The following is an 18,546-nucleotide window of genomic DNA, read 5'->3' as shown; positions in this document are numbered from 1 at the left end:
GTCTCCCGCCCGCGCGGCGGGGTGGGCATACCGGACAACACTAGCCCGCCGCGCTCCGCGGCCGGGCTCCCGGCCCGGGGGCGGTCCGCTGTGCCGGGCGACCTGGAGAGCGGTTAACCTGTTTGCTGGTACCGGCAGGTGAGGCCGGGGGCCGAGGGAAGGAAGGGCATGTTCAACATCGGCGGTGGGGAGTTCGTCCTCCTCGGTGTACTCGCTCTTCTGCTCTTCGGTCCGGAGCAGCTTCCCAAGGCCGCGCAGCAGGTCGGGCGGGTCCTCCGCCAGCTGCGCAGGATGGCCGACAGCGCCAAGGACGACCTCCGCGAGGGGCTCGGCCCCGAGTTCAAGGACTTCGACGTCCAGGACCTCAACCCCAAGCGCTTCGTGCAGAAGCACTTCTGGGAGGCCGAGGAGGACGAGGACGGCGACCGGCGCCCCGCCTCCCAGCTGAACGGCAAGCGTCCCCCGTTCGACGACGAGGCCACCTGACCGGGAAGCCTCGGGGCGCCCGCTCAGCCGAACAGCATCACCAGGAAGAGGAAGAGGCCGGCCACCACCACCGAGCCGGCGATGATCGCCGGTGAGCCGAACAGCGCGATCAGCAGTTCGGCGAGGAGGGTCCCGCCGACCGCGGCCGCCGGCCACACCCAGCGCGGCGACGGCTCCCAGCCGTTGCGCTCCTCGCGGACGGCGGTGATCACCCCGGCCGCGGCCACCCCGCCCCAGAACAGCAGGTGCAGTGCGGCCCGCCAGCCGGACGAGATGTAGTCCGCCGACCCGCCGGTGACCATCACGAACAGCACCGCCACCGCGATCAGCCGGCCGTGCCCGCCGCCGCGCATCGCCGGGATGGGCTTGCGGCGCGCCCGGGTGGCCCGCCGGAACGGCTCCCCCGCGGCCCGGGGCTCCTCGTCGGCCCGGGCGTCCGCGGGGGCGGCGGGCGGCGCGGGCGGCCGGGGCGGGCCGTGCAGGTAGCCGGGGTCCGGTGCCTGGTAGCCGCCGGGCGCGGCCTCCCCTTCGGGGTATTCGGCGCCGCGCGGGAACTGCGGACGCCGGGGGTGCTGCGGCCCGGGTGCGGCCTCCGGGTGCTCGGGCACGCCGTTCCTCCCTCGACCGGTCGGTGGTCCGCGGGGCCCGGAGGCCCGGGGCCCTTCGCTGCGGAGGCCCCGGCGGCCGCCGGCCGCGGAAACTCCTCGTCCCCCGGTCTCCTACCCTCGGCCCGGCGCCGGAAATCCATTACCGGAAACGGGTCGGGGCCCCGCCCGGTCTTTCCCGGTCAGGGCCCCTTTTTCGGGCCGCCGGGCCGGATCGGTCTCCGGCGCGGCGGCGCTTCTTCTCCTCGGGGAGCGGCCGGTCCGCCTTTACGGCCTCCGCCGGTTGGCCGTACCTCGCGGTCCGCGCGCTCCGCTATCGGTGTTCCGTTACTCGATGGCCGAGACGATGTCCTCGGCGATGGCGATGGAGGTCTCGGTCATCCCGTCGGCGCTCCACCAGCTCCAGCCGCCGCTCCACCAGCTCCAGCCGCCTGCCCACCAGCTCCACCCGCTCGCCTGCCAGCTCCAGCCGCCGGAGTCGGCGGCGGGGCCGGCATCGGCCGAGGCCGGGAGCGCGGCACCCATGGTGACCGCGCCGGCAATGGCCGCGGTCACGAACAACTTCTTCAGCACAACGCACCTTTCGCTCGTCTGGTCGTCCATCCCCGTTCAATAAGATGACCTATCGGTCACAGTGCGCACAAGGCCCAGAAGCAAATATTAATGTTGATCTAAGGCCTATTTCCGCCCATGTAGTAGAAAAGTACGACACAGTAGGCGGTCTCCCGCGCACCGCTGAATTTCGTCACACATAAAAGGCGTGACCTGCACATACTCCCGATCACCCTGCCGGAGCCAAGAGTTCCCCAAGGCGAACCCGCCCCTTCCGAACACGGTTACGAATGGACCGGGCGGGTGAATTGTTCGGACCAGCGGGGTGAATTCGGCACGCACCATGAACTTACCGTATCCACCAGGCTAAAGTGGGCATCCCGCAGGGAAAGACGACCCGCTCACGGCACGTGAGCGAACGAGCCCGCACCCGCTCCCCATTGTCCCCGGCAGGGACGGGGGGTGCACGGCGACACGCGAATTCCCCGCTCCGCCCGGGGTGCGCGGCGGCGCCGCCGGAACACCGGCCCGCGGCCCCGCGATGCCGCTCGGAACGGCCGGGGGTCGGCGGGTACCGGGCCTTTCGGAAGATCCGGAGAACGGAAGACCCGGAGAACACCGAAGGCCGGCCCCCGGAGCGGGGACCGGCCTTCCGTCTCAGGTGGAGCTGAGGGGATTCGAACCCCTGACCCCCTCGATGCGAACGAGGTGCGCTACCGGACTGCGCTACAGCCCCTGAAGACGTTCTAAACTCTAGCAGCTCCGCAGAGGTGCTCTGAACGGTTTTGCGCCGAGCCGCCCCGGGCCCTCCCCGCGAGCCCGGCGCCCTCAGTCCCCGACGGCGCGCTGGTGGGCGTCGGTGTACTGGTCGTAGACCTCCTGGCCGCGCGGGGCCGGCAGGTCGACGACGTCGGCGCCGCGCTCCTCCTCGGCCCGGCGGGCGGCCTCCTCGCGGCGGGCGCGGCGCAGCTCGGCGCGGCGCTGCTCCTCCAGCGCGGCGCGGCGCTCCGCGTCGGCCTTGGCCGCCTCGCGCAGCAGCACCAGGTGGCCGCCGAAGAGCAGGACCGGCGGCACCAGCACCCACCACGGGCCCAGGTCGAGCGCGACGGCGACCGCGGTGGCCGCCAGCAGGCCGCCCAGGCCGGACGTGCGGCGGCGGCGCCGGGCGATGACCCTGGCCCGGGAGACCGAGGGCGCCTCCGGGTGCAGGTAGGGCTCCTCCTCCGGGGCGCCGCCGGGGCCGTCCGCCGGGTCGGCGAAGGGCTCGGGCTCCTCGTCCCCGCCGCCGGCGCCCGGCTCCCGGCCGGCGCCGTCCGGGTACGCGGGCGCGGGGCCGCCGTCCTCGCCGGATCCGGGGCCCGGGAGGTACTCGTCGTAGTCGTAGCCGTCGGCGGCGCCGCCCGGGGCCCGCTCCGCGCGGTCGGCGGCGTCCTCCTCGCCGTCTTCATCGCCGTCCCCATCGGCGCCGAGGCCGGCCGCCCGGGGGTCGCTGCGGTCCAGGGCGGCGGGGTCGGGGTCGGCGGCGTCCCGCCGGAGCAGCATCGGGACCAGGACGACCAGCCACACCACGACAATGGCCAAGTACAAGGCTGAGCTGTTCATCGCCCCTCCTCGCACCACCGGCCATCGGACATTCCCGGACGCCCCTCGAACACGGCCCTCCGGCGACGGCGGCCGGAGTGCGGCTGCGAGCCGGTTCCCCGGTCCCGCCTCACGGCCCGGCGGCCGCGCCTCTCAGCGGTCCGCGTCCCATGCGCCGTCCTCCATGCGCCGTATGCACGTGTTGCCGACATCCCTGATGCGTCTACGTTCCGCACGGTACGACCGAGTGTCCGTAAATGCGCGGTATTCGGGCCGGAGTGTCGTGAGATTGCAGTCTTCCTCTTCTTGCCCCGGCCTCTCCACCGGGAGTGCGGCGGGCCCCGGCCCGCCCGCCCGGGGGCGCCGACCGTACGACGGTACCGTGCGCCCGGGCGGGCGGCGGCTATGTCGCGAAGACCGGGGCGCCGACCGACGGTCCGGGTTCAGGAACGGCCCTCCGCGGCGCTGCCGTCGCGGTGCGCCCGCCACCGCCGGAGCAGTCCGCCGGGGACGTCCTCGGTGGTCAGCGCGTAGCAGATGTGGTCCCGCCAGGCCCCGTCGATGTGCAGCTGGCGCTTGCGCACGCCCTCCTCGCGGAAGCCGAGCTTCTCCGCGACACGCCGGCTGGCGGCGTTCTCCGGGCGGATGTTCGCCTCGATCCGGTGCAGGCCGACGACGAAGAAGGCGTGGTCGACGGCGAGCGCGACCGCGGTGGGGGTGGCGCCCTTGCCCGCGTGGGCCCGGTCGATCCAGTAGCCGACCTGCGCGGAGCGGGCCGAGCCCCACACGATGGCGCTGATCGTCAGCTGGCCGGCGAACTCCCCGCCGACGGTGATCGCCCACGGCATGGACAGGCCGTGCCGGGCCTCCCGCCGGATGGCCTGGAGCATGGCCACGTACGGGGTGAGCGAGGAGGAGCGCAGCGGCATCTCCGGGTAGGTGGGCTCCCAGGGGCGCAGCCAGTCGGCGTTGCGCAGGCGGGTCTCGCGCAGCGCCCGCGCGTCGCGGACGCGGAGCGGGCGCAGGCCGACCTCCCCTTCCTCCAGGGTGACCGGCCAACCGCGTATCCGGTTCACTTCCGTGCTCTCCTCCGGTCCCGCCCGAGCGCCTCTCCACGCCTTTTCGGGCGGCTCACCCCAGTATTCCACCACGGCCGGACGGGGGCATCCGGCGGCCGGTCAGTGATCGCCCCCGCGCATCTGGTCGATCGCGTGCACCAGCACCGGGGCCAGCACCTCCATGCCGTCCCGGACGCCGCCGCGCGACCCCGGGAGGTTGACCACGAGCATCCGGTGCCCGTCCCGCTCGGCGACGCCGGCCAGCCCGCGGGAGAGCACCGCGGAGGGGACGCCCTTCTCCCGCCCGGCGGCGCGCAGCGCCTCCGGGATGCCGGGGATCTCGTAGGCCAGCAGCGGCCGGGTGGCCTCGGGGGTGGCGTCGGTGGGCGTCAGCCCGGTCCCTCCGGTGGTCAGGGCGGCGTCGTAGCCGGCCGCCAGGGCGCGGCGGAGCGCCTCGGCGACCGGTTCGCCGTCCGGCACCACCCAGGGTCCGTCGGGGCGGAGCCCGGCGCCGCGCAGCGCCTCGGCGAGGACCGGTCCGGAGCGGTCCGGGTACACCCCGGCGGAGGCGCGGTTGGAGACGGTGATGACGACGGCGCTCGGCGCGCCGCCCGGCCCCCCGCCGCCCTGCTCCGCGGCGGTCACGCGCCCTCCCCGCGGCCGCCGCCGGAGCGGGTCCAGTGGCCGGTCTTGCCGCCGGTCTTCTCCTCCACCCGGACGTCGGTGACGACGGCCTCCGGGTCGATCGCCTTGACCATGTCGACCAGCCCCAGGGCCGCGGTCATCACGCAGGTCAGCGCCTCCATCTCCACTCCGGTGCGGTCCGCGGTGCGCACCGTGGCGGTGATCGCGACGTCCTCCTCGCGCACGGTGAGCTCGACGTCGGCGCCGTGCACCGCGATCGGGTGGCAGAGCGGAACCAGGTCCGGGGTGCGCTTGGCGCCCTGGATGCCGGCGATCCGGGCCACGGCGAGCGCGTCGCCCTTGGGCACGGTGCCGCCGCGCAGGGCCTCGATCACCTCGGCGGAGACCAGCACCCGCCCGGTGGCGGTGGCGGTGCGGGCGGTGACCTCCTTGGCGGTGACGTCGACCATGCGGGCGCGGCCCGCGGAGTCGAGGTGGCTGAACCCGGAGGGGTGGGGTGTGGACATGGCTGCGCTGCGCTCTCCTGCTTCGGGACGGTCGGGTCCGACTGTAGCCGCCGTCACGGCCGGGGCAGCAGGACGACCTCGGCCTCGGTGCCGGCGGGCAGCTCGGTCAGCTCCTCGGGGACCACGGCCAGGGCGTTGATCTCGGCGAGCGCGCCCAGCTGGTGCGAGGCCTGCCGGGCGACCGGGGTGGCGACCGCGCCGCCCTGCACCCGGTCCAGGACGACGCGGCGGTAGGAGCGCCGGCCGGGGGCCGAGGCCACGCTCTCGGTCAGCCGGGCGCGGACGGTGGGCAGCGGCTCCGGGGGCAGCCCGCGCATCCGCTGCAGCGCGGGGCGGACCAGGATCTGGAAGGAGACGAACGCGCTGACCGGGTTGCCGGGCAGGGTGACGATGGGGGTGGCGTCCTCGCCGATCGTCCCGTACCCCTGCGGTTTGCCGGGCTCCATCGCGACCTTCTCGAAGTGCACCGTGTCCAGCCGGGAGAGCTCCTCCTTGACCACGTCGTAGGCGCCCATGCTGACGCCGCCGGTGGTGATCACGATGTCGGCCTGGACCAGGACGTCCTCCAGGGCGGCCATGACCGCGCCGGGCTCGTCGCCGACGAAGGCGTGCCGGTAGCCGGCGCAGCCCGCGTCGATGGCGGCGGCGGTGAGCATGTGGCCGTTGGACTCCCAGATCTGGCCGGGGCCGAGCGGGTCGCCCGGCTCGACCAGCTCCTCACCGGTGGCCAGGACGACCACCCGGGGCTTGGGGCGGACCGGCGCGCTGCGCCGGCCGATCGCGGCGAGCACGCCGATCTCGGCGGCGCCGATCCGGGCGCCCTCGCGCAGCACCAGGTCGCCCTTGAGCACATCGCCGCCCTCCGGGCGGACCGCGTCGCCGGCCGCGGCCGGCCGGTGGATCGCCACCTCGGCCTGGCCGCCGTCGGTCCACTCCACCGGCACCACCGCGTCGGCGCCGGAGGGCATCGGCGCCCCGGTCATGATCCGGGCGCAGTGCCCGGACAGGACGGTGTGCGCGGACGCGTCGCCGGCGGCGATGTCGGCGGCGACCGGCAGCCGCACCGGGGCGTCCTCCCGGGCGGCGGCGACGTCGGCGGCGTGCACCGCGTAGCCGTCCATCGCCGAGTTGTCGAAGCGCGGCAGCGACACCGCGGAGTACACGTCCTCGGCGAGCACCGCGCCGTGCGCCCGCTGCAGGTCGAGCTCGATGGGGGCGACCGGGCGCACCACCCCGAGGATGTCCGCGATGTGCTGCTCGACGCTCTTCACCATGCACCTCCGAGGAACCCCTGGGCCCGCCTCCGGACCAGGCGGCACGGGCCGCCCCGGCCATCATCCCGGCCCCCGGCGGCCGGTACAACCGGACTCTCCCACAAGGCCGCCCGGCGCCCGCCTTGTTGAGCCCAGGGCTGTTGCTTTTCCCGGCCCTGGACACGCGTCCCGGGCGGGACCGCCGGGGCGGTGGGCCGGGCAAAAGCAACAGGCCGGGGCTCAACACCGTCGTGGTCCGCGATGACGTCGAGGCGGGCGCGGGGCCGGGGCCGGAAGACGGTCGGGACAGTGCGGAGGAAGCTCTTTCAGCGTTCTCAGGTGCCGTCGGGGAGGTCACGGGCGAACTCGCGGAGCCAGGGCACGAAGTCGTCGGCCAGGTCGGGGCGGGCGCAGGCGAACTCGACCACGGTGCGCAGGTAGTCGGCCTTGTTCCCGGTGTCGTAGCGCTGGCCGCGGAAGAGCACGCCGTGCACCGGGCCGCCCTCGTCGGGTTTGCGGCGGGCGAGCTCGCGCAGCGCGTCGGTCAGCTGGATCTCCCCGCCGCGGCCGGGCGGGGTGTCGCGCAGCACGTCGAACACCTCGGGGGCGCACACGTAGCGGCCGATCACCGCCCACCGGCTGGGCGCGGCCTCCGCCGAGGGCTTCTCCACCAGGTCGGTGACGCGGACGACGTCGCCGTCGCCGGTCGGCTCGATGGCGGCGCAGCCGTACAGCGACACCTGCTCCGGCTCGACCTCCATCAGCGCGACGACGCTGCCGCCCCGCTCCGCCTGCACTTCGAGCATCCGGTTGAGCAGGGCCTCCCGCTCGCCGATGAGGTCGTCGCCGAGCAGCACCGCGAACGGCTCGTCGCCGACGTGCGCGGCGGCGCACAGCACGGCGTGGCCGAGCCCGCGCGGCTCTCCCTGGCGGACGTAGTGCACCTGGGCGAGCTCGCTGGGGGCGCGCACCCCGCGCAGCCGCTCCTCGTCGCCCTTGGCCCGGAGCGCCTCCTCCAGCTCGTAGGCCCGGTCGAAGTGGTCCTCGATGGAGCGCTTGTTCCGGCCGGTGATCATCAGGACGTCGCCGAGGCCGGCGCCGACCGCCTCCTCGACCACGTACTGGATCGCGGGCTTGTCGACGATCGGGAGCATCTCCTTGGGCGTGGCCTTGGTCGCCGGCAGGAAGCGGGTTCCCAGGCCAGCGGCGGGCACGACGGCCTTGGTGATCCCGGACGGGGAGAGTCGCTTATCCATCATGAGCGAACTCTAGGGCACCTCGGCGCCGCCTCCGCGCCACCGCGCCCGCGCTGACCTGGGCGTCTCTCCGTGTCCAGGGAGAACGGGGCCGGTCGGCACCCGGCGTTCACCACCCCTTCCCCGCCCCCTCACCGGGAGGTCTCTGCGAGACTCGACGCCATGGACGCTGCATCCGGGCCCCCCGCCCCGCGGGCCGCGGGCCCCAAGGCCGAACTGCGCCGGCGACTGCTCGCCGCCCGGGAGGAGACGACCGCGGCCGAGCGGGACCGCGCCGGGTCGGCGATCCGGGACGCGGTCGCGGTGCTGCCGCGGCTGTCGATGGGCGGGACGGTCGCCGCCTACTACTCGGTGGGCACCGAGCCGGACACCCGCAAGCTGGTCGCCGCGCTGTGGAAGCAGGGCGTCTACGTGCTGCTGCCGGTCTTCCTCCCCGGCGGGACGCTGGACTGGGCCGCCTACGAGGGGCCGGACAGCCTGGCCCCGGCCCGGTTCGGGCTGCTGGAGCCGACCGGGCCGCGGTACGGCCCGGACGCGGTGGCGCGGGCGGCAGCGGTGGTGTGCCCGGCGCTCGCGGTGGACCGGGCCGGCCGGCGGCTGGGCAAGGGGGCGGGCTGCTACGACCGGGCGCTCTCCCTGGTCGGGCCGAACACCCTCACCCTGGGCGTGATCTACGACACGGAGTTCCTGGACGAGGTCCCGGCCGAACCGCACGATCGCCCGGTACAGGGGGTCGTCACGCCCGGTGGCGGGGTGCGGATGCTCTGAGACCGGCCTCCCCGGTCCCGCCTCCGCCGGCCGTCGCGGAACAGCGGGCCCTCCCGCCGCGTTGCATCGACCGGCGGCCGACCGCCCTGCCATGGCGGCCCCGATGTCGCGGCCCCGCTGCTCAACCGCGTACTATTTGGCAGTCGACGGGCAAGAGTGCCAGCAAGGAGGAACCACGTGCCTACATACCAGTACGTCTGCACCGAGTGCGGCGAGCCCCTGGAGGTCGTGCAGAGCTTCAGCGACGACGCGCTGACCGTCTGCCCCTCGTGCGACGGGCGCCTGCGCAAGGTGTACTCGGCGGTGGGCATCGTCTTCAAGGGTTCGGGCTTCTACCGGACCGACAGCGCCAAGAGCTCGGACAGCTCCGTGCTGGCCGGGTCGTCGAAGGGCGGCTCCAACGGGTCGGCCTCCTCCGACTCCGGGGACTCCGCCGCGCCGGCCGCCAAGGACTCCTCCTCCGACTCCGCCAAGAGCGGCTCCGCCTCGTCCGAGTCGTCCTCCTCCGGCGCCTCCTCGAAGAGCGCGGACAGCGGCTCCGGCGCCCCGGTGGCGGCCAAGGCCTGACTCCCCGCGGCGGACCGAGAGCTCTTGCCCGCTTCTCCCCGCCGCTCGGCTCGCACGGCCGGTCCCGTCCCGGGGCCGGCCGCAGCCGTTTCCGGGCACTCCCCCGATGATCTTGACGCTGCGCCCCCCATCAGAGCGCTCTGATAGGGCCGCAGCGTCAAGACCACCGCCCTGGAGGGGGCTTCTCCCGGCCGCCCGCGCCGCCCGCCGTCCACAGGGGCGGAACCGCCCCTCCCGCCGCGGCCCCGGCCGCTCTAGCGTCCGGGGCATGCCGTACCGACCGGCCCTCGCCGTCGCCCGGCACCGCGGGGCCCTGGGCTGCGCGTGTGCCGCACTCGCCCTCGCCGGGGCGCTGCTGGTGCTGCGCCCCGCCCCCGAACCCGTCGAACCGGTCCTGGTCGCCGTGCGGGACCTCTCGCCCCGCGCGCCGGTCGGCGCGGCCGACACCGCCGTGCGCGAACTCCCCCGGGGCGCCGTGCCGGACGGCGCGCTGCCCCCGGAGAGCGACCCCGCCGGGCGGTCGCTGACCGGCCCGGTGCGCCGCGGCGAGGTGCTGACCACCGCGCGGTTCGCCGACCCGCCCGCGGCCGACTACGGCGGCGGCCTGGTCGCGGTGCCGGTGCGGGTCGCCGACGCCGGGGCGGTCGCCCTGGTCGAGCCGGGCTCCCGGGTCGACCTGCTGGCCGCCGCCCCCGCACTGGACATGGGCCCGGGCGGGCCGCCGCCGGCCCGGGTCGTCGCGGAGGACCGCCCGGTGATCGCGGTGCCGGAGCCGCCCGGCGGGGCGGCCGGCGGCTCCCCGGGGGCGCTGGTCGTGGTCGCGGCGACGGCCGCCGAAGCACGCCGGCTCGCCGGGTATTCCCAGGCCGGGACGGTCGTTTTAACCATTCGCGGTTGACCCTAGACGTAGCGTAGTGAATCCTGTTCGGCGCATTCCACTCCGCCCGGCGCCCCGGTGCCGGGCGGAGCCGTGTTCCGGCCGCGCTCCGGACGTACAGAGGAAGGTCCAATGGACGGTTTCAAGAAGTTCCTGCTCCAGGGGAACCTGGTGCAGCTGGCGGTCGCCGTGGTCATCGGCGCCGTCTTCTCCAACCTGATCACCGCGTTCACCGAAGGGTTCATCACCCCGCTGCTGGGCATCTTCGGCGGCGTCCCGCAGTTCGGCGAGCTCTACTTCGAGATCAACGGCAGCCGGTTCATGTACGGGGCGTTCATCGACGCCGCGATCAGCTTCCTGCTGACCGCCGCGATCCTCTACTTCTTCGTGGTGCTGCCGGTCAGCAAGCTGATGGAGCGGCTGATGAAGCAGGAGGAGGCGGCCACCCGGGACTGCCCGCGCTGCTTCAGCGAGATCAGCCGACAGGCCGACCGGTGCCCCCACTGCACCTCGGAGATCGCCCCGGACAAGCCGGTCGCGGTGGACTGACCGGCCCCGCCTCGCAACGCGGTGGGCGGGGACGCCTACCGCTCGTACTCCCAGTGCCAGGGCTCGAACGGATTGGAGTAGGCCCAGGCCGGGTGGAACCACCCGTAGTCCCTGGAGTTGGCCTCCAGCCAGTTGAACTGCGGGCTGCCCTGGTTCTGCACGCCGCCGCACAGGTCGATGGCCTGGCCCAGGCCGTGGTTGCTGGTGCCGGGGACCGCGGCGTTGCCGGGCGGCTGCTCGGCGTAGACCCGGTGCTGGTTGGGCAGGTCGCGGTAGGAGCTGGTGATGCACATCGGGCCGCCGAACTGCTCCTGGTAGGCCTGGTCCATCTTCATGAAGTCGACTGCGGCGTCGGCGCGCAGGAAGTGGCCGCCCTGCGGCAGCTCGCAGAGCGCGCCCTGCGGCAGCAGGCCGTTGGGGTAGTCCTTGGCGGCCTTGCCCTTCTCCGCGTCGCACTCCACGCCGGCCATGTAGGCGTCCACGTCCAGCCCGCGGTCCTTCAGCTCCTTGGTGAGCGCGTTGGTGCTCTCCTCGGACTGGTCCTTGAGCGCGTCCAGGTCGTCCCGGAGCTCGACCTTGGCCAGCTGGGTCTCGGACTGCAGCTGCTGGGCCTGGTTGGTCAGCTCCACCTGCTCGTCGCGGAGGTCGTTGGCCTCCTCGATGAGGGCGTCCTTGTCCTCGGCGAGCTTGCCGACGTAGGAGTCGACGTGCAGGTCCTGCTCGATGGTGCCGGAGGTCATCAGGCCGAGCACGCCGGCGTCGGGCTGCTTGTACAGGGTGCTGGACATCTCCGCGAGCGGCTCGCGCATGTCGCTCAGCTCCAGCTCGGTCTGCTGCAGGTCGTGCAGGGTGTCGACGAGCTCGTCCTGGGCGGCCTCGAGGTCCTTCTCCCGGTCGGTGTAGTCCTCGGTGGCCTTCTCCAGGTCCTCCTTGGCCTTCTCCGCCTTCTCCGCGAGCGCGTCGAGGTCCTCGTCGGCGAAGGCGGGGGCGGTGATCGGCGCCAGCGCGCCCTCGCCCGCCGGGATCAGCACCAGCGCCAGCAGCAGCACCACGACGGCACCGCGCGCCGCGCGGGACCGTGCCCCCTCGGAGAGGGAGAGCACGGAACCGGATCCGCCTCTCGAACCGCGGTCGGTCGACCGCGGCGATACGCGAAAGAACGGCACCTGGTCCTCCGGACTGCCTGTTTCGGATCTTCGGACGTTGGCGTGGCCGCATGGCAAGGTACTACAAAGTCCACAACCGGACGTGTCGGCATGATCCGCCGAGGGTGATCGCGGACCGCTCTTCCCGGCCCCGACCTCGTGTCTTCGCGGATCCCCAGGTCACCACCGTGTCCCGGCTCGCCGACCGCACGCGGCGGCCGCCCCGGCGCACCGCCCGCACCGGCGCACGCATTCGAATGTGGCACATGTCACGCGCGGGTGATGACAACCGTATAGGGAAAAGAGTACTCAAAGCCCGGGCCCGACCGCCCCGCCCCTCCTCCTTCCCCGGCGGTGCAGCACCTCCCGCGGTCCTCCGCTACCCTTGGTCCCTGAAGGCCTCATAGCTCAGGGGACAGAGCACGGCTCTCCTAAAGCCGGTGTCGCAGGTTCGAATCCTGCTGGGGCCACCACAAGGCACGGCCCCGGGCCCACCCCGGCCGCCCCCATCCCCCGCGACCGCGCGTCTCCGCCCGCCCCCCTTCTCCTCAAGCGGCCCCGCCCCACCGCCCGGACCACCCCCGGCCGAGCACCCTCGACACGGAGACGACCAGGTAGACCGAGGGCGCGGCCAGCGCCGCGGCGACGGCCACCGGCAGCGGCGGCAGGACCAGCGCGGCGGCGGCGGACACCGCTCCGACCACGGCCAGCGCGGCGCCGCCCGGTCGCTGGGCGCGGACCCAGGCGGCCGCCGCCGGACGCTCCGGCGGCCCCGGCGCACCCGCCCGGACCGCACCGGGCAGCGCCGACCCCAGCCCCGTGAGGAGCAGGCCGACCGCGACCGCCATGATGCGCCCGGCGGGAACTCCGATCCCGGCGGAGAGGAGCAGAAGGACCAGGTGCAGCACGGCGAGGAACGGCGAGAGGAGCATGAGCGGCGCGTCCAGCGCACCGGCCGCGCTCCGCGCGGGCGCCGGAGCGGCGCCGAGCCGCCGCCGGACGGCGCGGCCGCCGAGGGCCGAAGCGGCCAGTACCGCCGCGACGAGCAGCAGGACCGCCGGGACGGCCGACACCGCGACCGCCCTGGGCACCTCCGTTCCGGGGCGCGCCGGGGTCGCCTCACGGGTGGTGACGAGCTCGGGAATCCGGTCCCAGAGCAGCAGGGAGGCCGCGGCCATGGCGGCCAGGCAGGCGGCGGTGACCGCGATGCCCCGCCAGGGCGCGGTCGGCGCCGGCCCGGCGGGCCTCCCGGTTCCGCTCCGCGGTGGTCCGACCGGTGTTCCGGCCATTCTGCGCCTCCTCGTCCAGCGGGAAATGGGTGCGCCCCGAGAGGGAAACCGATTCGTCCGTCGGTGAATCCGGAAACGGGCCTCCGGGCGCCGCGCCTTTTCCAGAAGAACGCTATGCCGGGTGCGCACCTGCGGGCATCGCCCCGGACGCACGTCCTTCCTCCGCCCTTTCCCTACTGCGGCGACGGGCGGAAAGAATGACCTCGGTCATGGTGCGGACCGCCTGCGCCGCAACGGGCCCATGACCTCCGCCATACCGCAGCGGCGGCCATTCGGGCCGAACAGAGCCGCCGGGCCTTTTCCCTTCCGGCCGATTTCCGGCTCCGCGGACGGGGAGCGGCCGATGAGTCCGCGAGCGGCATGAAGGCGGGTCCGCGGCGGCGGCTCTGGAACGGCCTTGCAGCGGGCCGGAGCCGGGGGCGGATCGGGGAACCGGCGCCGGGTGCGGGCCGTCCCAGGCGCGGAAGGCCCGCGCGGCCGGGATGGGCGCCGTGCCGGAACGGCGGGCGGCCCGCCCCCGGTTCGCCGTCTGTCCCACCGGGCAGGTAGGACGTCCCTGCACGGCGCTCCACCGGACGGCGGGGCGCGGCGGCGCGGGCCCGGTTCCCGGACGCCCGCCGTGAGCCCCCTTCGCCGAGGATCGAGGACATGTCGCATACCTTCCAGGTCGACCTGCGCGGACTGGTCGACCTGCTCTCGCACCACCTCTACTCCAGCCCCAAGGTCTACCTGCGCGAGCTGCTGCAGAACGGAGTGGACGCCATCACCGCGCGGCGGGCGCTCGACCCCGATGCGCCGGCGGCCGTCCGGCTGCTGCCCGGGGACGGCGGCCTGCGGGTCGAGGACACCGGGATCGGGCTGACCGAGGCCGAGGTGCACGACCTGCTGGCCACCATCGGGCGCAGCTCCAAGCGGGGCGGCCTGGAGACGGCGCGGGCGGACTTCCTCGGCCAGTTCGGGATCGGGCTGCTCGCCTGCTTCGTGGTGGCCGAGGAGATCCGGGTGGTCAGCCGCTCCGCGCGGGACCCCGAGGCGCCGCCGGTGGAGTGGCGGGCCCGCGAGGACGGCTCCTACACGGTGCGCACCCTCCCCGAGGAGGAACGCCCCGAGCCCGGGACGACGGTGCACCTCGTCGCGCGCCCCGGCACCGGGGAGTGGCTGGAGGCCGGTCGGGTCACCGAACTGGCCCGGTACTTCGGCTCGCTGCTCCGCTACGACGTGCGGGTCGGCGACGAGCCGGTCAACGAGCGGCCGGTGTGGGACCGGCCGCACGCCGGGCCGGATGCCCGGCGGGCCGCGTTCGCCGAGCACTGCGCGGACGTCTTCGGCTTCGTCCCGCTGGACGCGATCGAGCTGGACGTACCGCTCGCCGGGGTGCGCGGCGTCGCCTACGTGCTGCCCGAGTCGGTCAGCCCGTCGCAGCAGGGCGCGCACCGGGTGCACCTCAAGGGCATGCTGCTCACCGAGCGCGCCGACGGGCTGCTGCCGGACTGGGCGTTCTTCGTCCGGTGCGTGCTGGACACCGACGGGCTGCACCCCACCGCGTCCCGGGAGGGCCTCTACGAGGACGAGACCCTGGCCGCGGTGCGCGAGGCGCTCGGCGAGCGGATCCGCGGCTGGCTGTCCGAGCTGGCCGCCGGCTCCCCCGAGCTGCTCGCGCGCTTCCTGTCCGTGCACCACCTGGGGGTGAAGTCGCTGGCCCGGCACGACCCGGAGATGCTCCGGTCGATGCTGCCGTGGCTGCCGTTCGAGACCACCGACGGGCGGGTGTCGCTGGAGGAGTTCGCCCGCCGCCACCCGGTGGTGCACTACACCCGCACCACCGAGGAGTTCCACCAGGTCGCGGCGATCGCCGCGGCGCAGGGCATCGGCGTGGTCAACGGCGGCTACACCTACGACGCCGAGCTGGTGGAGCTGCTGCCCGGCGCCCGGCCCGGCACCTCCGTCGCCGAGCTGGACACCGACACCGTCACCGCCCACCTCGACCCGGTGGACGGCGGGGAGGAGCTGGCGCTGGCGCCGTTCCTCGCCGCCGCCCGGACCGCCCTGGACCGCCTCGACTGCGACGTCTCGCTCCGCGCCTACCGGCCCGCCTCCGTGCCCGCCCTGTACCTGGACGACCGCGGCGCCCGGCACGAGCGGGCCCGGGCCGAGGAGGAGGCCGCCTCCGACGGGCTGTGGGCCGGCATCCTCGGCTCGCTGCGCGAGAGCCGGCCGCGCGCCCGGCTGGTGCTCAACCACCTCAACCCGCTGGTGCGGAGGATGGCCCGGGTGGACGACGCCGGGCTGGCCGGGACCGCCGTCGAGGCGCTCTACGGCCAGGCGCTGCTGATGTCCCGGCGCCCGCTCCGCCCGGCCGACTCCGCACTGCTCAACCGCACCTTCCTGGAACTACTGGACTGGGCCGTGGCCCCCGCCCCGCAGACCCCGCCGACCGACCGCCCCACCGGAGGCGCCCGATGACCGCCCGCTCCCCCGAAGAGATCCTCACCGACATCCGCCGCCTCGGCGGGGAGTCCTACGGCCCGGCGTACACCGCCCGGGCCGAGGCGCTCACCGCGGAGGCCGACTCCACCGGCGACCGGCCGCTGCTGATCAAGGCGCTGGACCGGCTGGTCTCGGCGTACAGCTTCAGCTCCGAGGGCCCCAAGATGCTGGTCCCGTTCTCCCGGATGCTGCGGATGTGGGACGAGCGGCCGGAGGACTTCGACTCCGGCGACGTCCACGACCTGCACTGGAAGTTCAAGTGGGTGAGCGGCGACGCCATCCGCCACCCCGAGGTGTCGCTCGACTCCGTCGAGGGGCTGCTGGCCGACATGCTCCGCCGGTACCGGCTCGCCGGGCACTCCGAGCGGCCGGCGCACGGCAAGGAGTTCGAGTTCGCCGCGTATCTGGGCGACGCCGAGCGCGCCGAGCGCGCCCGGTCGGCGATGCTCGCCGCCGACCGCGACCGGATGGCCGACTGCCGGGCCTGCGAGGTCCGCGAACTGGGCCGGTGGGAGGCGGACCAGGGCCGGGACGAGGCGGCCGTCGAGGCGTGGGCCCCGGTGCTCGACGGCGCCAGCCGCTGCCTGCACGAGCCGCACTACGTGCTCTCCGACTCGCTGCTGCCGCTGGTCCGCCTGGGCCGGGCCGACCAGGCGCGCAACCACCACCTGCGCGGCTACCGGCTGGTCCGGTCCGAGGAGGCGCTCACCGAGGCCGTCGCCGCGCACCTGGAGTTCTGCGCGCTGACCGGGAACGAGGCCCGCGGGCTGGAGATCCTCGGCGAGCAGGCGCAGCGCTGGGAGCAGCACGGCGACCTGGTGATGCTGATGGGGTGGGCGGCCTGCACCGCGCTGCTGATGCGCCGGGTCGCCGAGCTGGGCCACGGGGACCGCCCCGTCCCCGGCCCCAAGGGGCGCGAGTGGACCTGCTCGTCCCTGCTGGAGCACGCCCGGGGCGAGGCGCTCGCCCTCGCCGCCCGCTACGACCGGCGGAACGGCTCCACCGTGGTCTCCGACCGGGTCCGCGCCCGGATGGACGCGGAGCCGCTGCTGGAGGAGCTCCCGCTCGGGCTGAGCGGGACCGCCCTCCGCCGGACCCCGGTCCCGGCCCCGCCCGCGCCGTCCGCCCCGGTCCCCTCCGCTGCGGACCCGGCCGGGCTGCTCGCCGAGGCCCGCCGGCTCTCCGAGGCCGGACACCCGTCCGCCCCGGAGGCCTGGCGGCGGGCGGGGCGCGCGTTCGAGGCCGCGGGCGCCGAGCCCTCCCCCGGAGAGCGCGCCGAGATCGCCGAGGGCGCCGCGCTCGGCCTGCCGACCGGCCCCGGCACCGCCGGGCAGCTGGAGGAGGCCGCCGAGCTGTACGAGAAGGCCGGTGAGCCGGGCGGGGCGGCGCTGGCCCGGGCCCGCGCCGTGGTGGCCCGGGCCGCGGTCGGCGAGTGGGACGGCGCGTCCGCCCGGATGGAGGAGCTGTGCGCCGAGGCGGAGCGGCTGCACGCGGCCGGCGCCGCCAGCGGCGAACAGGCGGTCGCGGTGCCGCTGCTCCGCGGTCGGCTCCGGCTGTCGCTGCTCGGCTCGGAGGAGGACCCGGCGCAGGCCGCCGCCGCGCTCGACGCCGACCTGGAGCGGCTGGCCGGCTTCGCGCGCGGGCTCCCCGCCGCCCCGGCGATCCGGGCCCGGATCGCCGACATCGCGGAGCTGCGCGGTCGGCTGGCCGTGCCGTTCGACCCCGAGGCCGCGCTGCTGCGGTTCGCCGACGCCGCCGAGGGGCACCGGGAGTCCGGCCGGACCGCGCAGGCCGCCGCCGACGTGCTCCTCATCGCCCGGCTCCAGCTGGAGCGGGGCGAGCCGCAGGCCGCGGAGGCCGCGGCGCGGTCCGTGCACGGCGACCCGGAGCGGGTCGCGCTGCTCGGTCCGGGGGAGCGGGCCGAGCTGCCCTACCTCCTCGGCCGGGCCCTGATGGAGCAGGGCCGCTCCGCGGAGGAGGCCGGCGCCCTCTTCCTGGAGTCCATGTCGCTGCACGTCCGGGCCGGCGGCACCGGCGCCTCCGCCCAGCTGGAGCTGGGCCGCTCGCTGCTGGCCCGGGAGCGGTTCGAGGAGGCCGCGACCACGCTGGAGGACCTGCTGCCGAACCTCGGCCCGGAGCACGGCGAGGGGATGCAGGTGCAGGCGCGGGTCTGGCTGGCCCACTGCTTCCGGCGGACCGGGGACCCCAAGGCGGCGGCCGAGCAGTTCGCGCTGGCCGCGGACGCCACCCGGGAGTGGCCCGACGGGTACCGGCACGCCGAGCTCACCCACGAGGCGGCGGGCGCGCTGAGCGCGGCCGGCCTGCCCGCCGAGGCGGTCCGCGCCTACCGCCGCGCCCTGGAGCTGTGGCGGGGGCTGGGCGAGGAGGCGATGGCGGTCCGCGCGCTGCGCGCCTGCGCCTGGGAGCTGCTGGGGACGGAGGGCGCCGACGCGGCGGAGGAGGCGATGGCCGAGGCGCTGCGCGAGAACGAGGCGGCGGTCTCCGGGGCCGAGGAGGACGGGAAGCGCGGCGAGCTCCGGGGCGAGCTGGGCCAGACGCACATGCAGCGGGCCCGGCTGAGCCTGCGCCGTACCGACGGCGTGCCGGACGAGGACGTCGACTCCCCCGAGCAGTACGCGGTCAACGTCGCCGCGACCGAGGAGGCGCTCGGGAGGGCCGAGGCCGCGGCGGAGGCGTTCGCCGCGCTCGGTCCGGCCGGTGAGCGGAACCGGCTCGAGGCGGAGGACATGGCCGCCTGCATGGAGCTGGCGCTGGGCCGCTCCGGTCCCGCGGGCGAGCGCGCCGCCCGGATGCGCACCGCCGTCCAGGCCCTGCCGGACGGCGGCGACCTGCAGGAGCTGCTGGAGCGGTGCGGCGCGATCGCCGAGGGCGCCCGCGCCGGCTCCCCGTTCCCGGTCTACG

General features: G+C 75.2%; 16 protein-coding genes, 2 tRNA genes and 1 pseudogene. 8 read left to right on the top strand and 11 right to left on the bottom strand.

Annotation, left to right across the window (positions count from 1 at the left end; genetic code table 11):
* Positions 1–168: 168 nt before the first annotated feature.
* Positions 169–486: a sec-independent translocase gene (locus D459_RS0106745; RefSeq protein WP_017592234.1), complete on the top strand. Its 318-nt coding sequence runs from the start codon at positions 169–171 to the stop codon at positions 484–486.
* Positions 487–509: 23 nt separating this feature from the next.
* Here the strand turns inward: D459_RS0106745 and D459_RS30970 are convergent, their stop codons facing one another.
* From D459_RS30970 to galU, 9 genes are all read right to left on the bottom strand, one after another.
* A complete protein-coding gene (locus D459_RS30970) occupies positions 510–1,094 on the bottom strand; it encodes a hypothetical protein (RefSeq protein WP_051065341.1) in 585 nt (194 codons plus the stop codon).
* Positions 1,095–1,418: 324 nt separating this feature from the next.
* A complete protein-coding gene (locus tag D459_RS0106735; protein WP_193790230.1) occupies positions 1,419–1,646 on the bottom strand; it encodes a hypothetical protein in 228 nt (75 codons plus the stop codon).
* 659 nt (positions 1,647–2,305) lie between these two features.
* Positions 2,306–2,379: transfer RNA gene (locus D459_RS0106730), tRNA-Ala, on the bottom strand.
* A 92-nt stretch (positions 2,380–2,471) separates the two neighbouring features.
* Positions 2,472–3,245 carry a divisome protein SepX/GlpR gene (gene sepX, locus D459_RS0106725; protein ID WP_026120119.1) on the bottom strand — a complete coding sequence of 258 codons (774 nt, stop codon included), beginning with the start codon at positions 3,243–3,245 and terminating at the stop codon, positions 2,472–2,474.
* Positions 3,246–3,667: 422 nt separating this feature from the next.
* Entirely contained in the window at positions 3,668–4,300 is a 633-nt protein-coding gene (locus D459_RS30965) for a GNAT family N-acetyltransferase (RefSeq protein WP_017592232.1), read from the bottom strand.
* Between the two features lie 102 nt (positions 4,301–4,402).
* Entirely contained in the window at positions 4,403–4,927 is a 525-nt protein-coding gene (locus tag D459_RS0106715; RefSeq protein WP_017592231.1) for a MogA/MoaB family molybdenum cofactor biosynthesis protein, read from the bottom strand.
* Positions 4,924–5,433 carry a cyclic pyranopterin monophosphate synthase MoaC gene (moaC, locus tag D459_RS0106710; RefSeq protein WP_017592230.1) on the bottom strand — a complete coding sequence of 170 codons (510 nt, stop codon included), beginning with the start codon at positions 5,431–5,433 and terminating at the stop codon, positions 4,924–4,926. The genes D459_RS0106715 and moaC overlap by 4 nt, the downstream gene beginning before the upstream one ends.
* A 53-nt stretch (positions 5,434–5,486) precedes the next feature.
* Complete coding sequence (glp, locus tag D459_RS0106705; RefSeq protein WP_026120118.1) at positions 5,487–6,704, bottom strand: molybdotransferase-like divisome protein Glp; 1,218 nt, start codon at positions 6,702–6,704, stop codon at positions 5,487–5,489.
* A gap of 317 nt (positions 6,705–7,021) precedes the next feature.
* Positions 7,022–7,945, bottom strand: coding sequence for a UTP--glucose-1-phosphate uridylyltransferase GalU (galU, locus tag D459_RS0106700; RefSeq protein WP_017592228.1), 924 nt, complete (start codon positions 7,943–7,945; stop codon positions 7,022–7,024).
* 159 nt (positions 7,946–8,104) lie between these two features.
* Between galU and D459_RS0106695 the strand changes: the two genes are divergently transcribed.
* From D459_RS0106695 to D459_RS0106680, 4 genes are all read left to right on the top strand, one after another.
* Complete coding sequence (locus D459_RS0106695; RefSeq protein WP_017592227.1) at positions 8,105–8,710, top strand: 5-formyltetrahydrofolate cyclo-ligase; 606 nt, start codon at positions 8,105–8,107, stop codon at positions 8,708–8,710.
* Between the two features lie 177 nt (positions 8,711–8,887).
* Positions 8,888–9,277, top strand: a complete 390-nt coding sequence (locus D459_RS0106690; RefSeq protein ID WP_017592226.1) for an FmdB family zinc ribbon protein — start codon at positions 8,888–8,890, stop codon at positions 9,275–9,277.
* Between the two features lie 268 nt (positions 9,278–9,545).
* Entirely contained in the window at positions 9,546–10,175 is a 630-nt protein-coding gene (locus tag D459_RS0106685; protein ID WP_017592225.1) for an RcpC/CpaB family pilus assembly protein, read from the top strand.
* Between the two features lie 111 nt (positions 10,176–10,286).
* On the top strand, positions 10,287–10,703 hold the full coding sequence (locus D459_RS0106680) for an MscL family protein (protein WP_017592224.1): 417 nt from the start codon (positions 10,287–10,289) through the stop codon (positions 10,701–10,703).
* A 35-nt stretch (positions 10,704–10,738) separates the two neighbouring features.
* Here D459_RS0106680 and D459_RS0106675 read toward each other — a convergent pair whose 3' ends face one another.
* Positions 10,739–11,806: a D-alanyl-D-alanine carboxypeptidase family protein gene (locus D459_RS0106675; RefSeq protein WP_026120117.1), complete on the bottom strand. Its 1,068-nt coding sequence runs from the start codon at positions 11,804–11,806 to the stop codon at positions 10,739–10,741.
* Between the two features lie 439 nt (positions 11,807–12,245).
* On the opposite strand from D459_RS0106675, the gene D459_RS0106670 reads away from it, so the two are divergent.
* A tRNA-Arg gene (locus D459_RS0106670) sits at positions 12,246–12,321 on the top strand.
* Between the two features lie 75 nt (positions 12,322–12,396).
* Here D459_RS0106670 and D459_RS33530 read toward each other — a convergent pair.
* Positions 12,397–13,137, bottom strand: a complete 741-nt coding sequence (locus D459_RS33530) for a hypothetical protein (protein ID WP_017592223.1) — start codon at positions 13,135–13,137, stop codon at positions 12,397–12,399.
* Between the two features lie 648 nt (positions 13,138–13,785).
* Between D459_RS33530 and D459_RS0106660 the strand changes: the two genes are divergently transcribed.
* Both D459_RS0106660 and D459_RS30955 read left to right on the top strand, forming a co-directional pair.
* A complete protein-coding gene (locus D459_RS0106660; protein ID WP_017592222.1) occupies positions 13,786–15,600 on the top strand; it encodes an HSP90 family protein in 1,815 nt (604 codons plus the stop codon).
* Positions 15,597–18,546: pseudogene (locus tag D459_RS30955) on the top strand (hypothetical protein); the annotation flags it as partial. The gene D459_RS0106660 and the pseudogene D459_RS30955, both read left to right, overlap by 4 nt.

Origin of the sequence: Nocardiopsis potens DSM 45234 (assembly GCF_000341105.1) — a bacterium.
Lineage (GTDB): Bacteria > Actinomycetota > Actinomycetes > Streptosporangiales > Streptosporangiaceae > Nocardiopsis_A > Nocardiopsis_A potens.
Note: the sequence above shows the minus strand (reverse complement) of the source record. Positions and strands in the feature narration are given on the sequence as shown.